General features: G+C 72.3%; 20 protein-coding genes. 3 read left to right on the plus strand and 17 right to left on the minus strand.

Going from position 1 to position 21,536, the window contains the following annotated elements; all coding sequences use genetic code 11:
* Positions 1 to 56: 56 nt before the first annotated feature.
* From WMF36_RS30490 to WMF36_RS30520, 7 genes are read right to left on the minus strand one after another with little or no spacing between them, the layout of a single operon-like run.
* On the minus strand, positions 57 to 629 hold the full coding sequence (locus WMF36_RS30490; RefSeq protein ID WP_437478315.1) for a Mov34/MPN/PAD-1 family protein: 573 nt from the start codon (positions 627 to 629) through the stop codon (positions 57 to 59).
* Complete coding sequence (locus WMF36_RS30495; RefSeq protein WP_437574281.1) at positions 623 to 1,573, minus strand: PLP-dependent cysteine synthase family protein; 951 nt, start codon at positions 1,571 to 1,573, stop codon at positions 623 to 625. Before WMF36_RS30495 ends, WMF36_RS30490 begins: the two co-directional genes overlap by 7 nt.
* The gene (locus tag WMF36_RS30500; RefSeq protein WP_437574282.1) at positions 1,570 to 1,929 is read right to left on the minus strand and encodes a hypothetical protein; all 360 of its coding nucleotides are present in this window, start codon (positions 1,927 to 1,929) and stop codon (positions 1,570 to 1,572) included. The genes WMF36_RS30495 and WMF36_RS30500 overlap by 4 nt, the downstream gene beginning before the upstream one ends.
* A gap of 1 nt (position 1,930) precedes the next feature.
* On the minus strand, positions 1,931 to 2,209 hold the full coding sequence (locus tag WMF36_RS30505) for a MoaD/ThiS family protein (RefSeq protein WP_061612430.1): 279 nt from the start codon (positions 2,207 to 2,209) through the stop codon (positions 1,931 to 1,933).
* Complete coding sequence (locus tag WMF36_RS30510; RefSeq protein WP_437574283.1) at positions 2,202 to 3,146, minus strand: HesA/MoeB/ThiF family protein; 945 nt, start codon at positions 3,144 to 3,146, stop codon at positions 2,202 to 2,204. The genes WMF36_RS30505 and WMF36_RS30510 overlap by 8 nt, the downstream gene beginning before the upstream one ends.
* A complete protein-coding gene (gene cysK, locus WMF36_RS30515; protein WP_437574284.1) occupies positions 3,143 to 4,201 on the minus strand; it encodes a cysteine synthase A in 1,059 nt (352 codons plus the stop codon). The genes WMF36_RS30510 and cysK overlap by 4 nt, the downstream gene beginning before the upstream one ends.
* Before the next feature lie 10 nt (positions 4,202 to 4,211).
* A complete protein-coding gene (locus WMF36_RS30520) occupies positions 4,212 to 4,691 on the minus strand; it encodes an RrF2 family transcriptional regulator (RefSeq protein ID WP_437574285.1) in 480 nt (159 codons plus the stop codon).
* Between the two features lie 296 nt (positions 4,692 to 4,987).
* Here WMF36_RS30520 and WMF36_RS30525 point away from each other — a divergent pair, with 296 nt between their 5' ends.
* Both WMF36_RS30525 and WMF36_RS30530 read left to right on the plus strand, forming a co-directional pair.
* Complete coding sequence (locus WMF36_RS30525) at positions 4,988 to 6,676, plus strand: acyl-CoA dehydrogenase family protein (RefSeq protein WP_437574286.1); 1,689 nt, start codon at positions 4,988 to 4,990, stop codon at positions 6,674 to 6,676.
* Positions 6,677 to 7,164: 488 nt separating this feature from the next.
* Entirely contained in the window at positions 7,165 to 7,971 is an 807-nt protein-coding gene (locus WMF36_RS30530) for a helix-turn-helix domain-containing protein (protein ID WP_437574287.1), read from the plus strand.
* A gap of 85 nt (positions 7,972 to 8,056) precedes the next feature.
* On the opposite strand, the gene WMF36_RS30535 is transcribed toward WMF36_RS30530, so the two are convergent.
* From WMF36_RS30535 to WMF36_RS30580, 10 genes are all read right to left on the minus strand, one after another.
* Positions 8,057 to 9,913, minus strand: a complete 1,857-nt coding sequence (locus WMF36_RS30535; protein ID WP_437574288.1) for a hypothetical protein — start codon at positions 9,911 to 9,913, stop codon at positions 8,057 to 8,059.
* A gap of 73 nt (positions 9,914 to 9,986) precedes the next feature.
* Positions 9,987 to 11,432: a hypothetical protein gene (locus WMF36_RS30540; protein WP_437574289.1), complete on the minus strand. Its 1,446-nt coding sequence runs from the start codon at positions 11,430 to 11,432 to the stop codon at positions 9,987 to 9,989.
* Positions 11,429 to 13,720 carry a bifunctional metallophosphatase/5'-nucleotidase gene (locus WMF36_RS30545; protein ID WP_437574290.1) on the minus strand — a complete coding sequence of 764 codons (2,292 nt, stop codon included), beginning with the start codon at positions 13,718 to 13,720 and terminating at the stop codon, positions 11,429 to 11,431. The genes WMF36_RS30540 and WMF36_RS30545 overlap by 4 nt, the downstream gene beginning before the upstream one ends.
* An 86-nt stretch (positions 13,721 to 13,806) precedes the next feature.
* Entirely contained in the window at positions 13,807 to 15,852 is a 2,046-nt protein-coding gene (gene ptsP / locus WMF36_RS30550) for a phosphoenolpyruvate--protein phosphotransferase (protein ID WP_437574291.1), read from the minus strand.
* Positions 15,849 to 16,133: an HPr family phosphocarrier protein gene (locus tag WMF36_RS30555; protein WP_437478347.1), complete on the minus strand. Its 285-nt coding sequence runs from the start codon at positions 16,131 to 16,133 to the stop codon at positions 15,849 to 15,851. Before WMF36_RS30555 ends, ptsP begins: the two co-directional genes overlap by 4 nt.
* A complete protein-coding gene (rapZ, locus tag WMF36_RS30560; RefSeq protein ID WP_437574292.1) occupies positions 16,130 to 17,191 on the minus strand; it encodes an RNase adapter RapZ in 1,062 nt (353 codons plus the stop codon). The genes WMF36_RS30555 and rapZ overlap by 4 nt, the downstream gene beginning before the upstream one ends.
* Complete coding sequence (hprK, locus tag WMF36_RS30565; RefSeq protein ID WP_437574293.1) at positions 17,188 to 18,480, minus strand: HPr(Ser) kinase/phosphatase; 1,293 nt, start codon at positions 18,478 to 18,480, stop codon at positions 17,188 to 17,190. Before hprK ends, rapZ begins: the two co-directional genes overlap by 4 nt.
* Positions 18,477 to 18,956: a PTS sugar transporter subunit IIA gene (locus tag WMF36_RS30570; RefSeq protein ID WP_437574294.1), complete on the minus strand. Its 480-nt coding sequence runs from the start codon at positions 18,954 to 18,956 to the stop codon at positions 18,477 to 18,479. The genes hprK and WMF36_RS30570 overlap by 4 nt, the downstream gene beginning before the upstream one ends.
* A gap of 412 nt (positions 18,957 to 19,368) precedes the next feature.
* Positions 19,369 to 19,737 (minus strand): ribosome hibernation-promoting factor, HPF/YfiA family, encoded by a 369-nt coding sequence (gene hpf / locus WMF36_RS30575; protein ID WP_437574295.1) that lies wholly within the window; start codon positions 19,735 to 19,737, stop codon positions 19,369 to 19,371.
* Between the two features lie 239 nt (positions 19,738 to 19,976).
* Complete coding sequence (locus WMF36_RS30580; RefSeq protein WP_437574296.1) at positions 19,977 to 20,321, minus strand: sigma-70 domain-containing protein; 345 nt, start codon at positions 20,319 to 20,321, stop codon at positions 19,977 to 19,979.
* A gap of 341 nt (positions 20,322 to 20,662) precedes the next feature.
* Here WMF36_RS30580 and WMF36_RS30585 point away from each other — a divergent pair, with 341 nt between their 5' ends.
* Complete coding sequence (locus WMF36_RS30585) at positions 20,663 to 21,529, plus strand: oxygenase MpaB family protein (RefSeq protein ID WP_437574297.1); 867 nt, start codon at positions 20,663 to 20,665, stop codon at positions 21,527 to 21,529.
* Positions 21,530 to 21,536: the final 7 nt, after the last annotated feature.

Here is a 21,536-nt window from a genome sequence, read left to right on the forward strand (position 1 = left end):
CCTGCAAGCGGGTGCGGGCAGCGCGAGGACGGCGGACGCGCCCCGGCGCGATGAGCTCAATCGACGACGGTGAACGTCGACGCGACGAACGCGGCGCCGTCCCAGACGAAGAGGCGGTGCTCGGCGATCCGGGGCTTCCCTTCCGGGCCCCCGTCGCCGGAGCCGCCGCGCACGCTTGTGACGAGGAACGCGAGCGGGAACGCCGGCCCGGGCCCCATCACGATCTGGGCCCCCTCCTCGGCCGGCGGCTCGCCGCCGCTCATCATGGCGGCGTCCGTCGGGCTGAAGTAGGCGCCGGCATCGAGGTGCGAGTGGTACAGCACCTTCACCGGGCGTCCCTCCGCGGCCCCCTTCTCGACGGCATCGGAGAAGCGCTTCCCGTTGAAGTCGAAGAACGTCCGCGCCGTCCGGAAGTACCGCTCCGGATCGACGGCGTGGAGCTTGTTCGCGATGTTGTCCATCCGGACGTGCTCGTCGCAGAGCAACGACTCGCCCGCGGGCCCCTTCAGGTACCCGCAGGCCTCCTCGTCGCGCGCGTAGCCGGCGAGCGCCTCGTCCTCGACCGCCTTCAGGACGCCCGCCTTCAGGACGACCCCGCCGGCGGTCCACGGGTGAGGTGACATCACCATAGGTAACGCTTCTCCCATTTCATTGGCGCAAAATAGCGGTCGCCCCGGTCCGGGACAATCGCCACAACGCACCCTCCCTGCTGTTCGCGGTGCAGGCGCTTCGCCACCTCGAAGGCCGCGAAGATCGCCGCGCCGCCCGAGTGCCCCACGTGCAGCGCCTCCTCGCGGGCGAGGCGGTCGGACATGTCCCAGCCGTCCTCCGTCATGATGCGCATCGTCTCGTGGTACGCGCCCGCGTCGTGGATGGCGGGCACCAGCGAGCTCGGCAGGTGCTTGAGCCCCTCCAGCCCGTGGAGCGCGTCCGCGGGCTCGACCGCGATGCAGCGGATCGGCCGGTGGTGCTCCCGGAGCCGGCGGCTCGTCCCGACGATGGTGCCGCTCGTGCCGACCCCGGCCACGAAGTGCGTGATCCGGTCGCCGACCGCCTCGAGGATCTCCCGCGCGGTGCCGTGGTAGTGGGCGAGCGGGTTGTCCTCGTTCGAGTACTGGTCCGGGTAGAAGTACTTCTCGGGGTCCTTCTCGACCAGCGCGCGCACGTGACGGATCGCGCCGTCGGAGCCCTCCATCGGGTCGCTGAAGATGAGCTCCGTGCCGAACGCGCGCGCGATGTCCTTGCGCGCCTTGGACACGTTCGACGGCATGACGAGCGCCACCTTGAAGCCCATCGCCGCGCCGAAGATGGAGTAGGCGACGCCGGTGTTGCCGCTCGTCGAGTCGATGAGCGTCTTCTGGCTGGTCAGGCGACCCTCTTCGGCCGCGCGGCTCATCATCCGCAGCGCGGCGCGGTCCTTCACCGAGCCGCCGGGGTTCGTGAACTCGAGCTTGGCGTACACCTCGACCGACGGCGTCTCGCGGCCGATGCGCGAGAGGCGCACGAGCGGCGTGTCGCCCACGGCGTCGACGACCGACCCGAGCCGGATCGAGCGGGCGAGGGAGCGCCTCATGACGGCCCGCCCTCCGGCAGCCCGCCCTCCGGCGCGCTCCCCTGCCCCGCCCCGGCGACGCCCCGGCCGAGCGCGGCCCGCATCTCGGCGAGGGCCGCCCGCGCCCCGGCGAGCACCGCCCGCGCGGCGGGCGACGCGACGAGCTCCGCGGGCGCGAGCGCGGCGACGTCGATCGCGCCCTCCGCGAGCGCGCCGAAGCCGGCGCCGCGCGCGTAGCGCTCCGCCACCTCGTGCGCGAGCGGCGGCGCGCCGCCGCTGCCGCCGAGCACGCGCGCCGTCGCCGCCCCGAGCCTCGCCTGTCCCTCTGGACCGATCTCCGCGAGCAGCACCTGGCGGAGATAGCGCGGGTCGTCCACCTCAGCCCCCGGCGATCGCGGGCACGATCGCGATCTGATCGCCGCCCTTCACGGGCGTCTTCAGCCCGTCGAGGAAGCGGATGTCCTCGTCGCCCACGAAGATGTTCACGAAGCGCCGCACCCCCTTCTCGTCGAGGAGGCGGTCGCGGATGCCCGGGTAGCTCTTCTCGAGGTTCTCGATCAGCTCGCCGACGGTGCCGCCGGCGGCTTTGACCTCGTCCTGCCCGCCGGTGAGGGTGCGGAGCGGGGTCGGGATGCGGACGGTCGCGGTGTCAGCCATGGTCTTGGTCTCCAGTGTTGAGGTGGGTCGGGGAGCCGCTTCCGCGGTCCGTTTCAGCGTGGGTCGGGGAGCCGCTCTCGCGGTCCGTTTCAACGTGGGTCGGGGAGCCGCTCTCGCGGTCCGTTTCAACGTGGGTCGGGGAGCCGCTCTCGCGGTCCGTTTCAACGTGGGTCGGGGAGCCGCTCTCGCGGTCCCCTCGTTCTGCACCACACGAGATCACGTAGCGAGACGCGTCGATGGTCGCGATGTCGGCGCGCTCGCCGCACAGGGCGCAGCTGGGGCGCGCGGCGACAGGGACGCTCCGCAGGGTGTCCGAGAGGCCGTCGTAGGTCGCGATCCGGCCGTAGACCGACGTGTCGCCCAGGAGGATCGCGAGCGCCCGGTCCGCCGCGAGCGCGCCGGCCACGCCGCACACGGGGCCCGCCACGCCGGCCGTGGCGCAGTCCGGCGCGTCCCCGGTCGGCAGATCCTCGAACAGGCAGCGGTAGCAAGGCCCCCCCTCCGCCGCGACCGCCATCACCGTCGTGCACCAGCGGATCGCCGCCGCGTGCACCACCGGCGTCCTCGTGAGGCGGCACACGTCGGCGATCAGGAACCGCGACGCGAAGTTGTCGGTCGCGTCGACGACGACCGAGACGCCCGGCAGCAGGCCCGCCGCCGCGCTCGGCGCGAAGCGGCCGTGCCGGCGGTCGACCCGGAGCCCCGGGAAGCGGCGGCGCAGCGCCTCGGCGAAGGCGTCGAGCTTCGGGCGGCCGACGTCGTCGGCGTCGAACAGGATCTGCCGGTGCAGGTTGGTGAGATCGACCTGGTCGTCGTCGACCACCCGGAGCTCCCGCACGCCCCCCGCCGCGAGCGCGAGCGCGGCGGGCGCGGCGATGCCCCCCGCCCCGACGAGGAGCACGCACCCGCGGATCGCCTCGCCGTCGCCGCCGCTCATCGGAAATACTCGTCCAGGCTGAAGTACCGCTCGCCTGTGTCGCAGAGGACCGTCACGACATTGGCGTCGGGGCCGAGCTCGCGGGCGACGTCGAGCGCCACCCGCACCGCGGCGCCGGCGCTGATGCCGACGAGCAGCCCCTCCTGCCGGGCGAGCGCCGCCTTCGTCTCGTACGCGGCGCGATCGCTGACCGTGCGCACCTCGTCCACCACGCCCGGATCGTAGTTCGCCGGGACGAACCCGGCCGCGAGCCCCTGGATCTTCGTGGGCCCGCGCTCGCCGCGCGAGATCGTCGCGCACGACTCGGGCTCGACCGCGATGACGCGCGTCGCGGGGCGCAGCCGCTTGAGCACGCGCCCGACGCCGCTCACCGAGCCGCCCGTCCCCACGCCGGCCACGAACGCGTCGATCGCCAGCGACTGCCGCGGGCCGGACCGCCCGGGCCCGTCGAGGCCGGCCATCGCGTGCAGGATCTCCCGCGCGGTCGTCTCCGCGTGGACGCGCGGGTTGTCGGGGTTGTCGAACTGGCTGAGGATGACCGCCCCCGGGATCTCGGCCGCGAGCGCGCGCGCCCGCTCGATCGCGCCCTCCATCTGCAGCTCGGGCTCCGTCAGCACGACCTCGGCGCCGTAGGCCTCGAGCAGCTGGCGCCGCTCCAGGCTCATGCTCGCCGGCATCGTCAGGATGCACCGGTACCCCTTGGCCGCGCACACGATCGCGAGCCCTATCCCGGTGTTCCCCGACGTCGGCTCGATGACCACGCCGCCCGCGCCCGCGCCGAGCCGCCCGCGCGCCTCGGCGCCCTCGATCATCGCGAGGCAGATCCGGTCCTTCAGCGAGCCGCCCGGGTTGTACTGCTCGGCCTTCCCGAAGACGCGCCCCCGGGGCGTCGCCGCGTCGACGCGGCAGATCTCGAAGAGCGGCGTGTCGCCCACGAGGTCGAGCACGCTGTCGACGACGCGCGGGTGCGAGGGCAGCGGGGGCAGCTCGGCGTCCCCCGCCGCGGGTGCGCGGGGGACGCCGGGGGACAGGTCGGCTCGGTCGGGGCTTCTCATGGCTGTCAGCTCAGATCACGTAGGTCGACCGCTCGGGCCGCCCCTTGCGGCGCACGCCGAGCTCGACTCCGCGCTCGCAGACGTCGGCGATCGACACCGAGTCGAAGCAGCGCTCGATCGCGAGGGCCAGATCGAGGAACACGGCCGTGGGCGGATCGAGCGGCGAGCTCTCCGGGCTGCCGTCGTCGTCCGGCACGAGCACCGCGACCGGCCCCTCCAGGGCGCGGACGACGTCGCCCAGGCTGATCTCGTTCGCCGGCCGCGCCAGGTGGTAGCCCCCGCGCGGGCCCCGCTTCGAGCTGATGAGCCCGGCCCTCTTCAGATCCTGGAAAATCTGCTCCAGGAACCGGGCCGGGATGAGCTCCCGCTCCGAGATCTCGCGGATCTGCGTCGGCCGCCCGTCGTTGTGGAACGCGATATCGAACAATGCGCGCACACCGTAGCGACCCTTGTTCGAGAGCTTCACCGGCAGCCATATGCATTGGTGCATCGGAGAAGTCAAGAACCCCACAAAGAGCGACTTGGGCTTCTTTCCGTGCGACACGGCACCCGAACAGCGCACAGAAACCGGCCGGCGCGCCGAAATTGACAGCCGGGGTTCACCGTCCGCTGCGTCACCGCGACGCGTCGCTCGGCTTCCTGTTGAACCGGATGGGACGTGTTCAGTAGCTTCGAGTCGATGAGGCTGCGAGTCGCCGCGCCTGCCCGCATGGGCGCGCGGAACCGGATCCGACGCGTCCGCGTCGGACGGTTCGGGCTGCGGCGCACCAACCCAGGAGTCGGCCGGTGGCTTTCTATCAAGACCCCCCATCACTCGGGAACCAGTACGACGATGACCGCGTGCTGCGGTCCTACCTCGCGCGGGTGCTGCCGCGCGAGGTGGCCGCGTCGATCACGCCCTCGCTGCGGGAGATGGGCGAGCTCGCGGGCGGCCGCCTCTACCGCCTGCAGCTCGCCGATCGCCCGAACGAGCCGAAGCTCACGTCGTGGGACGCCTGGGGCAAGCGCGTCGACCAGATCGAGGTGACGCAGCTCTGGAAGGAGGCGGCGCGGATCGCGTGCGAGCACGGGGTCGTCGCGACGGCGTACGAGCGGGCGCACGGCGCGCTCTCCCGTGTCCACCAGTTCGCGCTCGCGTACCTCTTCGACGCGTCGAGCGACGTGTACACGTGCCCGCTCGCGATGACCGACGGCGCCGCGCGGGCGCTCCTCGCGAGCGAGAACCGCGCGCTCATCGACCGCGCGGTGCCCCGCCTGACGAGCCGCGACCCGGCGCTCGCCTGGACGTCGGGGCAGTGGATGACCGAGCGCACCGGCGGCTCGGACGTGGGGCGGAGCGAGACGGTGGCGCGGCCCGGGCCGGACGGGGCCTACCGGCTCCACGGGACGAAGTGGTTCGCCTCGGCCGCCACGTCCGAGATGGCGCTCGCGCTCGCGCGCCCCGAGGGCAACCCGGAGGGCAGCCGCGGGCTCGCGCTGTTCTACGTCGAGCTCGCGGGCGAGGCGGGGCGCCGCGAGGGCGTGCTGCTCAACCGGTTGAAGGACAAGCTCGGCACCCGCAAGGTCCCGACCGCCGAGCTCACGCTCGACGGCGTCCTCGCGACGCCGGTCGCGGGCCTCACGAACGGCGTCCGGGCGATCGCGCCCATGCTCAATGTCACGCGCACCTGGAACGCGATCGGCGCCATCGCGGGGATGCGGCGGGGGCTTTCGCTGGCGCGCTCCTACGCCCAGAGCCGCGTCCAGTTCGGCACGACGCTGGCGGAGAAGCCGCTGCACATGGACACCCTCGCCGAGCTCCAGGCCGAGTTCGAGGGCGCCTTCCACATCACCTTCCGCGCGATCGAGCTGCTCGGGCGCGAGGAGACGGGCTCGCTCACCGAGTCGGAGGCGAAGCTCCTGCGGCTGATGATCCCGCTCGCGAAGCTCACGACCGCGAAGCAGGCGGTGTCGGTGCTGAGCGAGGTGCTCGAGGCGTTCGGCGGGGCCGGCTACGTCGAGGACACGGGGCTGCCGCGCCTGCTGCGGGACGCGCAGGTCCTCACGATCTGGGAGGGCACGACGAACGTGCTCGCCCTCGACGCGCTGCGGGTGATCCAGAAGGACGGCTCGCTCGACGTCCTCGCGGCCGAGGTGGCGCGCCTCCTCACCGGCGTGGTCGAGCCGAAGCTCGCCGAGGCCGAGACGGCCGCGTCGCGCGCGGTGTCCCACGCCCGCGCGTGGATCAAGGAGATGGCCGCCAAGGACCGCCCCGGCCTCGAGGCGGGCGCCCGCCGGGTCGCGATCACCCTGGGCCGGGCGCTGCAGCTCGCCCTGCTCGTGCGCCACGCGGCGTGGGCCATGGACCGCGAGCGCAGCCGGACCGCGCTGGCCGCGGCGGTCCAGTTCGAGCGCAACGGGGTCGACTGCATCCGCGACCACGACCCCGACACCATCGAGGCCCTCGCCGAGACGCGGCAGAAGCCCGCCACCTGAACCGACGACGCCGCACACGGCACTGAACAGCGCCCCGCCCAACCCGGGTGCTGCGCCGGCGTCAGCGGCCGGATCCGTCCTGCCTCGCGAGCCTCCGACGATTTTTCCGCGGGTTACCTGCGTTCTAAGCGCACAGAATAAATGATGGGTTTCAGATAGTTGCGGACGCGGTGGCGGACCGGAGGCGGACGACCTTTGTCCTACCGGCGCGCGAAGGCACTAGACGGAACTAACTGAACGGGCATACAGTAATCCGTAGCTGCGGCGCTGAACGCGTGCCCGACGGGGGCGGCGTGCGGGTGGTCCTGTCCCTGGGGGCGGGCGCTGCCGGCGCGGCGTCCCCGGGGGGTGAGATCCGCCTGCGCGCGCCCGCTCCGGCGCGCGAGGGACTTCGTCCGCCTCGTGGACGGATCGGGCACGCGTGGCCCCGGGCACGCGTGCGGCGCGCGGTGCTGGCGAGCGCACACGACGAGCTGCGAAGAGGCGAGATGAAGACGCAATACACGCTGCTGTCCGGCGAGACGGTCGAGTTCGCGACGCCGACCGGCGAGCTCGGCACCTTCTTGTCCCGGGTGCTGGCGGCGGCCCGGGATCCGTCGGTGTCCGAGGCCGAGCTGGCCGATCTCGTCCTCGGTCCGGAGAACCCGCTGCTGGACAGGACCGCCGTGGCGGGGCGGAGCGTCGCGACGGCGGAGGTGTACCGCGATCCGGCGTTCCACGTGATGCTCGACTGCCTGGCGCGCAAGCGGCTGCCGCCCGAGTCGGCGGTGGCCACGCCGCGGACGCGGTACACGATGACCGTGCCGGAGGCCGCGCAGCAGCTCGGCATCTCGGAGAGCGCGGTGCGCCAGGCGATCTACGCGGGGCGGCTGCGCGCGAGCAAGGAGGGCGGCACCTACTACCTCGATCCGCACGCGGTGGCGGGCTACCGGGTGAGCAAGCGCGGGCCGCGGCGGCAGGACCAGGACGCGAAGGGGCCGCCCGGCGGGACGCTCGACGCGCGCATCGGATCAGGCCCGGACGCGAGCTTCCGGGTGAAGCACAGCCGCGACGACTTCGAGCTGACGGAGAAGCGCGGACCGGAATGGACGGGCAGGATCCCCGCGGGGTGGCGGCGCATCGCCGTCCTCGGCACGTCGAAGGATCGCTCGCGTTACTGGGAGATCGAGCCGGCCGAGGGGGAGAGCGTGCTGCACTTCGAGGGGTTCTACGTCCGCGGGGGCTTCCGCATCGTCGAGACCGTGAGCAGCACGCAGCGGGCGGTGGCGGCGTTCAAGGGGTTCCAGCCGCGGTGAGCGCGGGCGGCGGGCCGGCGGCGGCGCGAGGGCAGCGGCGCGGCGAGCGCCGGAGCTCGGAGAGGCGGGCGCGGCGTGCCCCGGATCAGAAGCGGGCCTGGGCGCTCATGCCGCCGCCGAGGAAGTCGGGGTTCAGGAAGGTGCGCAGCGCGACGGTGCCCTCGGAGGGGTCGCGCTCCATGAAGGTGCCGTTGTTGTCGCGCACGTACTGGACCCACGCGATCGCGGAGAGGATCCGGCTGATATCCCACTTGAGGCTCGCGCGGGCCTGGAAGATGGGCACGGCGGACCGGTTGTAGGGCAGGATCGACAGGTTGCCCTGCTCGCGCACGACCACGGTGCGCGCGATCGGCGCGCTGAAGACGTCGAGCGAGGTCGTCTTGAACGTGGCGGGGAACTGGAGCCCCGCGCCGATGCCGGGGGTGAGCCGCGCCGACGCGATGTAGTAGTCGGCCGCCAGCGCGAAGAAGAGCTCGTCCCCCGTCCAGGCGCCGCCGGTCTCCGGGATGGTCTGGAAGGGGATGAAGCTCGGCTGGTTGCGCAGCACGAACGGCAGATCGCGGTAGATGCCGGTGACGCTCGCGCGCGCGTACCCCGACTTGAGGACCGCCTGGAGGGCGCCCGTGCGGGCCGGCTGGAGGGTGGTCACACCGGTGGACTCGAAGTCCTTGAGGTTCTGGTAGAGGTTCGACGCTTCGAGGCTCACCGCCCATGTCGTCTTGCCCGGCGTGTACGCCTCGGGCTTGAAGATGATATGCGGACGGTTCGGGTCGTTGCGGTAGAGGAGGAAGTCGACCGACTGCGGGATGGGCTCGCCCTTCGTGTGCGCGACGACGCGGGCCGAGGCGCCGTACGTATAGACCGGCTCGCCCGCGACGTCGGGCAACTCGAACCTCCCCTGCTGGAAGTAGCCGGCGCCGAGGTCGGCGTGCACGTACGGGTGGAGATCGGCGCCGCCGCCGAGGAGAAAGCCGTAGTTCGTCTGCGCGACGCTGATCTGCTCGACCTCGCTCGTGCCGGGGGTGAGCACCCGCTGGAGCTGGGTGAGGCTCGCGACCTTGAACCCGGCGAAGACGCTGAACCGCTCGGCGTCGAACTGGACCTTCGCGCCTGGCGCGGTGCCGATGATGCGCGGGAACATCGACTGGTTGATCGATCCGTTCGTGCCGCCCCACGAGATGTCGTAGAGGTAGCCGAGGCGAAAGCGGTCGGTGTCGAGGGGCCAGAGCGTGATGCCGAGGCCGGTCTTGCCGTCGGCCTTGCCGTCCGTGTGATAGAAGGCGCGGATGAACGAGCCGGCGTCGTAGAACGCCTGATTGACGTTGTTGTTGTTCCTGGACAGCGACGCGATGTCGATGCGCAGGACGAGCGAAGCCTCGGTGTCCAGCCGCTCGATGAACCCAGGCATCTTCTTGTAGAGCGCGAGGTGCGTCAGGTTCTCGCGCCCGCTGAAGCGGGAGTTGAGGTTGTCGAAGAAGAGCCGGTACTGCTTGCGATCGCCGATGCTCAGGTTCAGCGAGAGCGGCTGCGCCTGGCCCGTGTCGTGGAGCAGGTCGTCGTCGCCGAGCGTCCAGGTGAGGCGCGTGTCCATGGCGTCCCCCACCCGGACGGGCGGCTCCTCGGCCGCGACGCGGCGCTCGTGCCGCGGCAGCGCGGTCGGGGCGGGGGCCTGCGCCGGCGCGGGCAGCGCGGTCGGGGCCAGCGCGGCGGGGGCCGGAGCCGCCGCGGCGGGGGCCGGGGCCGCCGCGGCGGGCTCCGGGGTCGGCGCGGCGGGAGCCTGAGCCGGCGGCGCAGGCGCCGGCGCGATGGGGGTCTCGACGGGCGCAGCGGGCGCCGGCGCGGCCTGGCCGGGGACCGGCTGGGGCTGGCCCAGCGCCGGCGGCGCGAGGGTGACCAGCAGGGCCGCGGAGACAGCAGGGGCGAGGAGCGCGCTTCGGTGCATGGCGGGCGGTGGGCTTCCTTGGGCCAGGGGGATCCGGCGGGCGCGGCGCGGCCGCGGCGAAGAAAGGTGGTGGCTAGTTGGTCTCCGCGTCGTTGTCGTTGAGGCTGCGCCGCCGCACGCAGGCCTCGTTCGAGGGCTTCGCGGCGGGCGCGCAGCCGGGCGCCTCGCAGACGAGATCGTCCGGACAGCGGGCCTCGATCGTCCAGTTCAGCGAGCCGCCCGAGAAGTTCCGGAGCGTGCCCGTCACGGCGTCGAGCACCTCGCCCCGGTGGGACGTCGGATCGAAGGCGCTCACCGTGCCCGTCTGGATCTGGATCATGCTCGACCCGTCCGTGACCTTGTAGTTCCCGCGCGCGGAGTAGCTCGTCCACTCGCTGCACTCGGGGTCGCGCGAGCACGCGTTCCCGCAGCTCCCCTCGGCCGGGCTCTCGAAATCGACCTGGCCGTCGCCGTTGAGATCGCAGCTCGACTGCTCCGGGCCGAAGACGTTGTTCCTCGCGGGCTTCGGGCCGAAGTTCTCGCTGATGTGGAACCCCTCGACGCGCACGAGCCCGCTCTCGAGGCGCTCCATGGCCGAGGCGTCGGCGATCGTCCGCGCGTCGAGCCCCCTCGGCTCCGGGACCTGGCACTCCGCCCCTTCCTCGAAGGGCGCGATCTCGTAGGAAGGGAACGAGAGCTCGGTGAAGCCGAAGAACTCGTTCACGGTGCCCGCGAGGTACTCGAGCCGATCGCAGACACGCATGTTGGCGGGGGTGTTGAAGTTGTACGCGAAGAGGTGGTTGTACCCGCCGTCCTGGCCCCCGAGGTCGGTGACGTAGAAGCCATCGCTCGCGACGCGCGTGACGACGACCCGCTGGGGAGCAGCGGTGTTGACCTCGATCCCCTCGAACGCGTAGGGCGTCGCCGAGCCGCCCCCCTGGATATCGGCGATGCGCGGCAGGGCGTAGGCGACGGGCTTCGAGGCGCCCGCGCTGAAGGTGCCGCCCTCCTCGGTGTCGTCGTCGGCGAACGCGCACCCGGGGTCGGCGGGGAAGTCGATGAGCACGTCGCCCGGCGCGTCGTCGTTGGCGCCGTTCGCGCACGCGGGCTGGCCGTCCCGGGGCGCGGGCCGGTAGCCGACGTCCTCGACCCAGAGCCGGGTGGGCCCGTAGACGGCCGTCACGTGGACGACGCCCTCCGCCACCCCGTCGCGCAGACGGAGGTTGCGGCCGACCGCGAGCCCCTCCTCGTCGGCCTCGACGTCGACGACGGCCCCGGGCTCGACGCTGAGCCGGACCATGCCGTCGAAGGGCGCCCGGCGACCGGCGGGATCGCGCGCCTCGACCCGGAACGCCCAGGCGTCGACCGCGTCGCCGCGGTTGGCCGGCAAGGGCGCGTCGGCGGGAGGCGGCGCCTCGCCGTTCACTTGAACGACCTGGACCCAGAAGCTCGAGACGCCCCGGGGCGGTCCGGCGTCGCTGCCGCACCCGGCGAGCGCCGCGGCCAGGAGGGCCGCCCGGAGCCGCGCCCGCGGCGTCACTGGCCCACCATCCGCAGGCGGCCGTCGGAGAAGTTGCCGAGCCGCCGGTCGACGCACGGCAGGTACTTGCACTGCTCGCCGGCGGCGCTGCACGGGGCGAGCGCGCTCTCGCACTGCCGCCGCACCTCGGCGGTCGGCGCCGCGGCGCAGACGTCGCGCTGGTAGGCGGCGACGTCGTCGCGGCAGCGCGCGAGCACGCACGCGCCCTGGGCGCACGGCGCGTCGCCGGTCGCGCACACCGCCCCCTCGACGACCGACTCGGGGCACGCGCAGACGTAGCCCTCGCCCACGCCCGCGCAGTCGGCGTCCCGCTGGCACGACGCGAGCTCGCCGCGGTCGTCCGCGCCGCACGGGCGGCCGGCGCGGATGTAGTCGATCAGCGCGTCGCGCTGCTGCACCTGGGTGTCGAACTGGGTGGTGTTGCGCTGGAGCACGCGGAACCCGCTGCCGCCCTGGGCGAGGTAGTTCGACGTCGCGAGCTCGTAGGTGGAGATCGGATCGATCGGCTGCCAGCACCGGCCGGCCTCGACGTCGCAGCTGCCCGAGAGGCCCCCCGGGCAGTCGGCGTCGCCGTCCGGGCACGCGATCGGCGGGTCGTGAGCGCCGATATAGACGTGGGTCGCGACGCCGGGCGCGGCGCCCTCGGAGGCGCGCCCGGCGCAGTCGATGACGACCCGCGCGCCCGCGATCTGCGCCTGCGACACGCACCCGCGGCCGCTCGATCGGCGCGCCACGAAGTCGAAGAGGTCCTGCACCTCGAGCCCGGAGAGCTGCATCTTCGAGATCGAGTTGTCGAAGGGGAAGATGTTGAACATCTGCTCGACCGTCACCGGTCCGGGCACGAGGTCGGCGCGGATGCCCGTCGTGTTGGTGAGCGAGAAGTCGGTCTGGATGCCGAGGCGCAGCCACATCGCTGCGGCGATCATGTTGCCGAGCGGCGAGTCGCCGCCGCTCGTCGAGAAGCGGCGCGAGCCGTCGAGCGCGTAGCCGACCAGGAGATCGAGGTTGGCGAGCGCGTCGAGCCCCTGCGCGTACGGCTCGAGCACCGAGGCGACGATCGGATCGGCGGGCACGCTCTCGGTCACCGGGAAGAGCTCGTAGCGGTTCGAGATCACCTCGAAGCCGTTCAGCGGGTCGTGGTCTTTGCCGAGCTCCGAGGCGTCCTTGGACAGCACGAGGTCGAGGCGTCCGACGAACTTCGCGAAGGCGCCGGAGTGCGCGAGGACCACGTCGCGCGGCGCGCAGTAGCGCCGGCGCTTCTCGCCCTCCTCCGGGGAACGCTCGTCGTTCAGGAGGATGTAATGGCTCTGCTTCTCCTCGTCGTAGTACCGCGAGCAGTCGCGGACGCGCTTCGGCGGCTGGAGCACGATGTGGTTGTGCCCGCCGAGCACGACGTCGATGCCCGTCGTCGTCTCGATCATCCGCTCGTCGACGTCGAGCCCGAGGTGGGTGACGAAGACGATGACGTCCACCGTGGGGCGGAGCAGATCGACGTAGAACTGCGCGACCTCGGTGGTGTTCAACGGGGTGACGCCGAGCCGGTTCGGCGCCTCGAAGATCGACGTCAGGCTGGAGAGGTTGCCCATCCCGATGACGCCCACGCGGAGGCCCTCGAGATCGAAGACCGTGAACGGCTGCAGGATCGCGCCGAGCGGGGAGGCGCCGGGCTGCGCGGGGTCCTCGAGGAGGTAGTTCGCCGCGAGGATGGGGAAGCCGGCATTCTGCTGGAGCTGGATGCCGAGGTTCAGCGCGCCGCGGTCGAATTCGTGGTTGGCGACGATCATGGCGTCGACGCCCATCGCGCCGAGGGTGCGGATCTCCGCCTCGCCCGAGTAGAAGTTGAAGATCGGCGCCCCCTGGAAGCAGTCGCCGCCATCGAGGTGCAGCGCGCGCGACGACCGCGCGCGCTCGCGGCCGATGATATGGGACATGCGCGCGGCGCCGCCGACGTTGGCGATGGAGGTCGCCTCGCCGAGGCCGAGCCCCGCGTCCACCTGGCCGAGCTGCAGGTTGTACGGGAAGAGCCGCGAGTGGATGTCCGACGTGTGGAGCAGCGTCAGGTGCACCTGCCCCACGAGCCGCGTGGGCGGATTCTCCTGCTCGCAGCCCGCCGCGCACAGGCCGAGCGCCACGGCGCAGGCGGCCAGCGCGCGCGACACGCGCGACGCGGCCGGCGCCGCGGGCGAACGCCCCGCCGCGCCCGTCACGCCGCGCGCCGGAGAGAGGAGAGCCTCGGAGGGCGGTGTCGTTGCCCCCGGCGCCGCGCCCATGGCTTTACGGGACTTCATGGAGCGGCATCACGCTAGGAAGCCCTCCACGCGAGCTCAAGCGAAAAGGAGGTGAAGGCGGCGAGGCGGTCGACCCGCGGCGCAGGTCACCGCGCGTCGCGCTCTCCCGTGAGCAGATCGTAGAGATCCGGCGCGAACGCCGCGGCGACGCAGCACTCGACCTCCTCCGCCGTGGCGTAGGCGAGCGCCTCCGCCGCGACCGCCTCGGCCTCGGCGACCGTCACGCGCCGGAGCGTCTCCTTGATTTCAGGGATCGCCGCCGCCTCCATCGAGAAATCGCGGAGGCCGAGGCCGAGCAGGAGCAGGGCGGCGAGCGGGTCGCTCGCCATGGCGCCGCAGAGCGACACCGGGCGACCGAACTCCTGCCCCGCCCGGATCACCTTCGTGATCAGCCGGAGGATCGAGGGATCGAAGGGCGAGGCCAGGTAGGCGAGCGAGCGGCTGGTCCGGTCGACCGCGAGCGCGTACTGGATGAGGTCGTTCGTCCCGAGGCTCATGAACGCGGCCTCGCGCGCGAAATGGTCGACCATGATCGCCGCCGCGGGCACCTCGATCATCACGCCGAGCGGGATCTCGTCGGCGCACGGCTGGCCGCGGGCGCGCACCTGCTCCTGCGCGCGGTGGAGCAGCGCGCGCACCTGACGGAGCTCGCCGAGGCCCGCGACCATGGGGATCATGATCCGCACGTCGCCGTAGGCGGAGGCGCGCACCATGGCGCGGAGGTGCTCGAGGAAGACGTCGGGGCGCGAGAGGGCGAGCCGGACCGCGCGGAGGCCGAGCATCGGGTTCATCTCCGGCGGCACCTGGAAGGTGGAGACGAACTTGTCGCCGCCGATGTCGAACGTGCGCAGCGTGACCGGCTTCGGGCGGAGCGCCTCGACGACGGCGCGGAAGATCTCGAACTGCTGGTCCTCCGAGGGGGGAGACGTGCGATCGATGTAGAGGAACTCGGTCCGGTAGAGGCCGATGCCGTCGGCGCCCTGGTCGCGCGCGAGGATCGCCTCGGCCGGGAGCTCGACGTTGGCCCGGAGCGACACCTTGACCCCATCCTTCGACTGGGCCGCGCGGTGCCGGGACTCCGAGAGCGCCTTGGCGAGCGCGCCGAGGCGCTCGGCGCGGGCGCGCGCCTCGGCGAGCTCGGCGGGCCCGGGGCGGACGATGACCGAGCCGCGCAGGCCGTCGATCACGACGACGTCGCCCGTGATCACGCGCTGCAGCACGTCGCTGACGCCGACCACAGCCGGGATCTCCAGCGCGCGGGCCATGATGGAGGTGTGGCTCGTGCGGGTGCCGACCTCGGTGACGAAGCCGACGACCGGTTCGTCGACCATGGCCGCGGTGTCCGCCGGCGATAGATCGTGCGCGATGAGGATGGTCGGCCCGGAGAAGCGCGGCAGCGCCGCGCCGAACGTCGCGGGCATGGCGATCGAGTTCTGCAGCTCGATCAGGCTGCGGGTGGAGAGCGGCGAGGTGTCCCGCGAGGACGGCGGCTCCTGGGGCGGGAGGCTGAAGGCGCGCAGCAGGCGCTCGCCGACGAACATGACGTCGTGGCTGCGCTCGCGCAGGTACGGATCGTCGAGGGCGGCGAAGCGGCCGGCGATCGCCTCGCAAGCGGTCACGACCGCCCACTCGGCGCATTGCCGCTCCTCGGTGACCTGGCGCTTCACGGCGTCGGCGAGCACCTCGTCGCCGAGCATCAAGAGGTACGCTTCGAGGATCGACGCCTCGGCGCGGTGATCGCCGACGCGCTTCGACATGTCGCGGAGCTCGTCCTGCGCGCGCTCGACCGCGGCCTCGAAGCGCCCGATCTCTGCCTTGATCTCGCCGGAGCTGACGCGGCGGCGCGGGTGATCCGTCCTGTGCCCGCCGATCACGACGGCGGCGCCGATGGCGACTCCGGGCGACCCGGAGATGCCCCGCAGCGTCTCGGTCCGGGCGCCGGGCGGCAGCGAGCTCCCGCGGGCGCCGGGCGCCGCCGGGTCCCGGGCGCCGGGCGCCGCCGGGTCCTGGGCCCCGGGCGGCTCCGGGTCGCTCCGGACGCCGGACGCCGTCGCGTCGCCGCGGGCGGCGTCCGCCGGGGCGGTATGAGGGCCCGGGGCCCCCGCGGAGAACGCGCTCCGGCCGCGCGTCACTCGGGCTCTCCGAAGCGCGAGGCGATCAGCGCGCCGATGGCGGAGACCGCCTCGGCGGCCTGATCGCCGGTCGCGCGGACCTCGATCACGGTGCCCATCGAGCCGCAGAGCAGGAGCACGCCCATCACGCTCTTCGCGTTGGCCGACTGCCCATCAGGCCCCATCAGCGAGATCTCGCAGTCGTAACGGCCGGCGAGCTGCACCAGCTTCGTCGCGGCGCGCGCGTGCAGCCCGCGCACATTGATGATGGTGAACCGCATCGTCACCGGCTCGGTCGTCACCGCTCGCCCCCCGTCACGCTCTTGTCCGACGCCGGGCGAGACTCCGGCGCGGCCGCTCCCGGCTGAACCCGCCGGAAATCCACGCTGGGCGTCCCGGCCATGCCCTCACCCGCCCCCGAGGGTACTACACTACTGCTCACCCGGGCGACGTCCCGGTGCACGACCGTGATCGGGAGCCCCGTCTTCCGCCGCAGGCTGTCGCTGAGCACGTTGGTGAGCACGACGGAGCGGTGCCGGCCCCCGGTGCACCCGATGCCGATCGTGAGATAGCTCTTTCCCTCGCTGGCGTAGCGCGGCATGCAGAACGAGAGCAGCCCCTCCGTTCTGCTGATGAACTCGAGGGCATCGGCGTTCTTCAGGATGTACTCCCGCACCGGCTCGTCGTTGCCCGTCAGCTCGCGGAGGCCGTGGACGAAATACGGGTTGTCGAGGAAGCGGACGTCGAAGAGCAGATCGGCGTCGAGCGGGATGCCGTACTTGTAGCCGAACGAGATGAACCGGGTGGACATCCGGGGCACATCGACCTTCGCCGGGCGCAGCCGCTCGATGACGACGCGGCGCAGGTCGTGCGTCGACAGCCGCGTCGTGTCGAGCTCGATGGTCGCCCTCGCCCGCAGCGACGCGAGCCGCTCGCGCTCGAGGAGGACGCCGTCGAGCATCGCGATGGCGCCGCTGCCGCCGGTCGTCAGCGGGTGCGGGCGCCGGGTCTCGCTGAAGCGCCGGAGCAGCGTCTCGTCCGAGGCGTCGAGGAAGAGGATCACCACGTCGCGGCCGACCCGGATCGAGTCGAGCGCCGCCGTGGCGCCCGCGAGGAACGAGCCCACCCGGACGTCGATGCCGAGGCCGATCCGGGTGATCCCGCCCGCCTCGCACGCCTCGACCGCCGGCCGGACGAGCGACGTGGGCAGGTTGTCGACGCAGAAGAAGCCGAGATCCTCCAGGGCGTGGAGCGCCGTCGACTTGCCCGCGCCCGAGAGGCCCGTGACGACGACGACGCGCGACGTCGCGCCGTCGGGCGGCGGCTGCGCGGGCGGCTGCGGATCGCCTCCGCCGCTCACCCTCGCCTCCTCGGCCGCGGCAGGCTCACGGACGACTCCGTGGCGTCGAACCCGGGGCTCGGCCGCTCCGGGAGCGGGGGCGGCCTCCCCCGCTCCACGGGCTGCCGGAAGGCGCTGCTCGGCGGGCTCTGCACGGCCCGCCCCGGCCGCGGCGGCCGGGGCGGGCCGTGCGGCGCCGCGTGGCGCGGGGCCCCCTCCTCCGCGAGCCGCACCGGCGGCGGGACCGACGACTCCTCGGCCGAGCGCTCGCGGAGCAGCTCGCCCTCGACGTTGCCGAAGAACTCGCGCGCCGCGTGGAACCCGGCGTTCTTCAGGAGCTCGTTGCGGGCGGCGACCTCGAGGATCGACGCCATATCGCGGCCCGGGCGCACCGGGATGACGAGCTCGCGGATCTTCACGCCGAGGATGGTGTGGTACCGCTCGTCGAGCCCGAGCCGGTCGTACTCGGTGTCCTTCGACCATTCGACCAGCTTCACCACGACGTCGATCCTCTTGCGCTCGCGGATCGAGGTGACGCCGAAGAGGTCCTTCACGTTGAGGATGCCGAGGCCGCGCACCTCGAGGTGGTACCGGAGGAGCTCCGCCGGGGCGCCGAACACCATGCCGGGCGGGCGGTAGTCGCACTCCACGGCGTCGTCGGCCACGAGCCGGTGGCCGCGCATCACGAGGTCGAGCGCGCACTCGCTCTTGCCGATCGCGCTCGATCCCACGAGCATGAGGCCCACGCCGAAGACGTCGACGAGCACGCCGTGCAGACGGATGCGCGGCGCCAGGCGGTCGTCGAGCAGCGCGTGCAGGGCGGTGATCGTGACGCTCGACCGCACCGCCGAGACGAGGAGCGGCGTCCCGCTCTCCTCGGCGCACTGCGCGAGCTCCGGCACGGGGACGAAGCCGATGCCGGAGCCGTTGGTCTCGAACGGCTGGTCGCCCTGCGTGATGATGACGCAGCAGAGGCCGAGCTCGAAGAAGCCGCGCAGCGACAGGAGCCGGTCCTCGCGGGTGAGCTTGTGCAGGAACGAGAGCTCGGTCTGCCCGAGGATCTGCACCCGCGTCGGGACGATGCCGTGGAAGTGGCCGACGAGCGCGAGCCCCGACTTCTGGATGCGGGTGTTCATGATGGGCCGGTCGAGGCCCGCCGCCCCGGCGATCAGCGTGAGCTCGATGCCGAGCCCTTCGTCGGCCATCAGGCTCCGCACCGTGAGGGCGGGGCGGTCGGGCCGCCCTGCGCCGGTGGGGGGCACCCGGCCGCCTCCGTCCCCTTCCTGTGTGCTGCCGCGCGAGCTGCTCATGATACCGACCTCCCTTCCTCGGCGGCGATGAGCTCGAACGCCGCCCGCCCGGTCGAGGCGCCGAGCAGCCGCCTCCTGAACGCCTCGTCCCGCAGGAGGCGGGAGATGCGCGCCAGCGTCTTCAGGTGCTCCCCGGTGGCCCGCTTCGGCCCGATCACGGCGACGAGGATGGACACCGGCGCCCCGTCGATCGCGTCGAAGTCGATCGGCTTCGGGCAGAGCAGCACGGCGCCGATCAGCCGCTCGACGCCCTCCATGGCGCCGTGGGGGATGGCCACGCCGCTGCCGACGCCGGTGGACTGCAGGCGCTCGCGCTCGGCGAGGACGCGCTCGATGTCCTCGGTCTTGACCCCCTGCTGCGCTGTCGCGAGCAGGGCGGCGAGCCGGTGGAGCGCGTCCGCCTTGGAGCGGACGACCCCCTCCTGCTCGCTGGCGACGGATACCTGGTGCGCGGTCAAGATGTCGCAGACTTGCATGCTGATTTCGGCGCTCGGGAGAGGTGAGAGGGCTCTGGAGTGGCGCCCGTGGCACGGACGGCGCGGCGCTCGGCCAGGGCCAGGCGCGCCGACGGTGGCCATCGTACCCTGGGGACCTCGGGTACGCGACTCAAGGACGCCATCGCGGCCAGCGGCCCCGGAGGGAGCGTCCTTCGCCTCGTGATCGCAGACGACCGCCGCAGCGCGGGCGGCGGGATCCTCGGGCGCGTTGCGCGCTCGGGTGCGGGATCAGGCCCGCAGCGACGATCGCCGTTCGACGCCGCGGCGGCTCGCCTGCGGGAGACCGCCGCCGCCGCGACGGCGAGCGCTGCGGCTCACCTGCGGAGAGCCGCCACCGCCGCGACAGCGAGCGCGGCGGCTCGGATGGGGTGCGCCCCGCCGACTCGGCGGCTCAGGATCGCGTGCGTCCCGCCCCTGCCACCGCTTCCCTCTCCACCTCGGCGGCGTACTCTCCGGCGCTCGTACCGCCGCGCTTGCGCGCTATGGTGTGCCCCTTTCCATCGCGGATCTGCCGCTCGATCTTGTCGTGGACCATGTCGATCGACGCGTACATGTCCTCACCCCGCTCGGTCGCCTGGAAGGCCAGGCTGCCGGAGGAGATGCGGACGTCGGCGACGTGGGTCAGGCCCTCGACGGAGAGGGTGACCTGCGCCGTCATCGCCTGCCTAAGGAATTTCTGGAGCTTGGCGACCTTCTCGTGAGCATACTTTTTGACGGCCTCGGTACCCACCATGTGCCGGAACGTGATCGTAATGTTCATCGGGCCAGCCTTCCTTCCCTGACGCGTAGAGGAGACAATCGACTACGGCTACAGAGCACCCCTCCATCACCATAGTAACACTGCTGTAGAGCTCCGGTCTGCCCTCAACGGCGCGGCGCTTTCGTTTTGTTTGGCTCCGTTTCGTTCTGCTCGTTCTGCATGCCCTTGCTGGGTCTCGCCGAGTTTTGCCGCGTCTTGCCGCGCCGCGCTGCGTCCGGCGTGGCCTCCACGCGTCCTCTTCAACAAGTCTTGGCACGCCCGGCTTGTTCCAGGGCCCGGCGCACCGTGTGCGGGGCGTGGCCAGAAGCCAGCGCGATCTCGCCGATCGTGGGTGTGCGCCCAAGCTCGGCCGCGAGCCGCCTCGCGCTCCCGAGGACCACGTGGAGCACCTCGACGTCGCCCGAGTCCAGCGGCTCGGCCACGCGGAGGCCCTCGGACTCGAGCTGGTCGATGATGTACTCCACCTCCTCATACGAGACCGGCCGGCGGTCGATGACGTCGGCGATGTCGTTGAGGTCCACCCGACCGGTCGACCGATGGCGCGTAAGGAGCTCCTGGATCATGTCGTCAATGACAGGCCGCACGGAGCTAGGGTGCCACCTTCGCGCAGGCCGCGCACGCGCAGGCCGCCCCAGCGCCGGCGCCCGCACCGCTGAGCCGCCCGAGCGCTCCGGCCCGTCCTCCGCGACCGCCCCGGCGGCCGGGGCGCTCGCAAAGGCCTGAACAGCTGGCTCGCGGGGCGCCGGCCGCCTCGCCTCGTCCCCGCGTCATGGCCACGGCGCCCGGTTTCCGTCCCCACCTCGTCGGCTCCACCTCGGCGCATTGGCAGCACCCGCACCGGCTCAACAACGTTTCCGCCAGGAACCGCGGAGATATGATAGACACAGTGGAGTCATCGAGCGGATACATATCAGGAGATCTCTCCATGCGCTGGACTCCTCCCGAATCGCGATCCCGTTATGCGATCCGCGACCATATCGAGGCGAACCTCGATCCGGTCAAGGACCATCAAGAAATCGCGTTTCTCACGACATACTATGATTTCCCGTGGGACACGCAGCGCGGCCTCGAGCTCGCGCTGCTCCGTGTCTTCGGCATCGCGAAGGGCACACCGCTCCTGGTGCAGACAGGGGAGCTCCTGCAGCGCACCCAGAAGCGCTACGATGACACGACCCTCATCCTCTCCGAGATCCTGGAGAACGGATACGACAGCGAGCGCGGCCGGGCGGCGCTCCGGCGCATGAACCAGCAGCACAGGCGCTACACCATCCCGAACGACGAGTACCTGTACACGCTGTCGACCTTCATCTTCGAGCCCGTCCGCTGGAACGAGCGCTTCGGCTGGCGGCCGCTGACCCGGAAAGAGAAGCTCGCGGGATATCACTACTGGAAGCAGGTCGGGACGCTCATGAACATCCAGGACATCCCGCCGAGCTTCGAGGCGTTCGAGCGCTTCAACCTCGAATACGAGGCGGAGCACCTGCGGTTCTCGGAGAACAACCATCGGCTCGCCGTCGCGACGCGCGACCTCATGCTCGGCTGGGTGCTGCCGAAGGCCCTGTGGCCGCTCGGGGCGCAGGTCATCCACGCGCTCATCGACGATCCCCTGCTCGACGCGGTCGGGCTGCCGCGGCCGCCGCCCGCGCTGCGCCGCATCGTCGCGGCGGCGCTCCGCGCGCGCGGCCCGCTGCTGCGGGCGATGCCGCGCCGGCGCTCGCCGCGCCTGCTCACCAGGATGAAGAGCCGCACGTATCCGGAAGGTTACCGCGTCGAGGACCTCGGCGCGCGGTGACCCTGCA

Source organism: Sorangium sp. So ce887 (assembly GCF_051521455.1).
GTDB lineage: Bacteria > Myxococcota_A > Polyangia > Polyangiales > Polyangiaceae > Sorangium.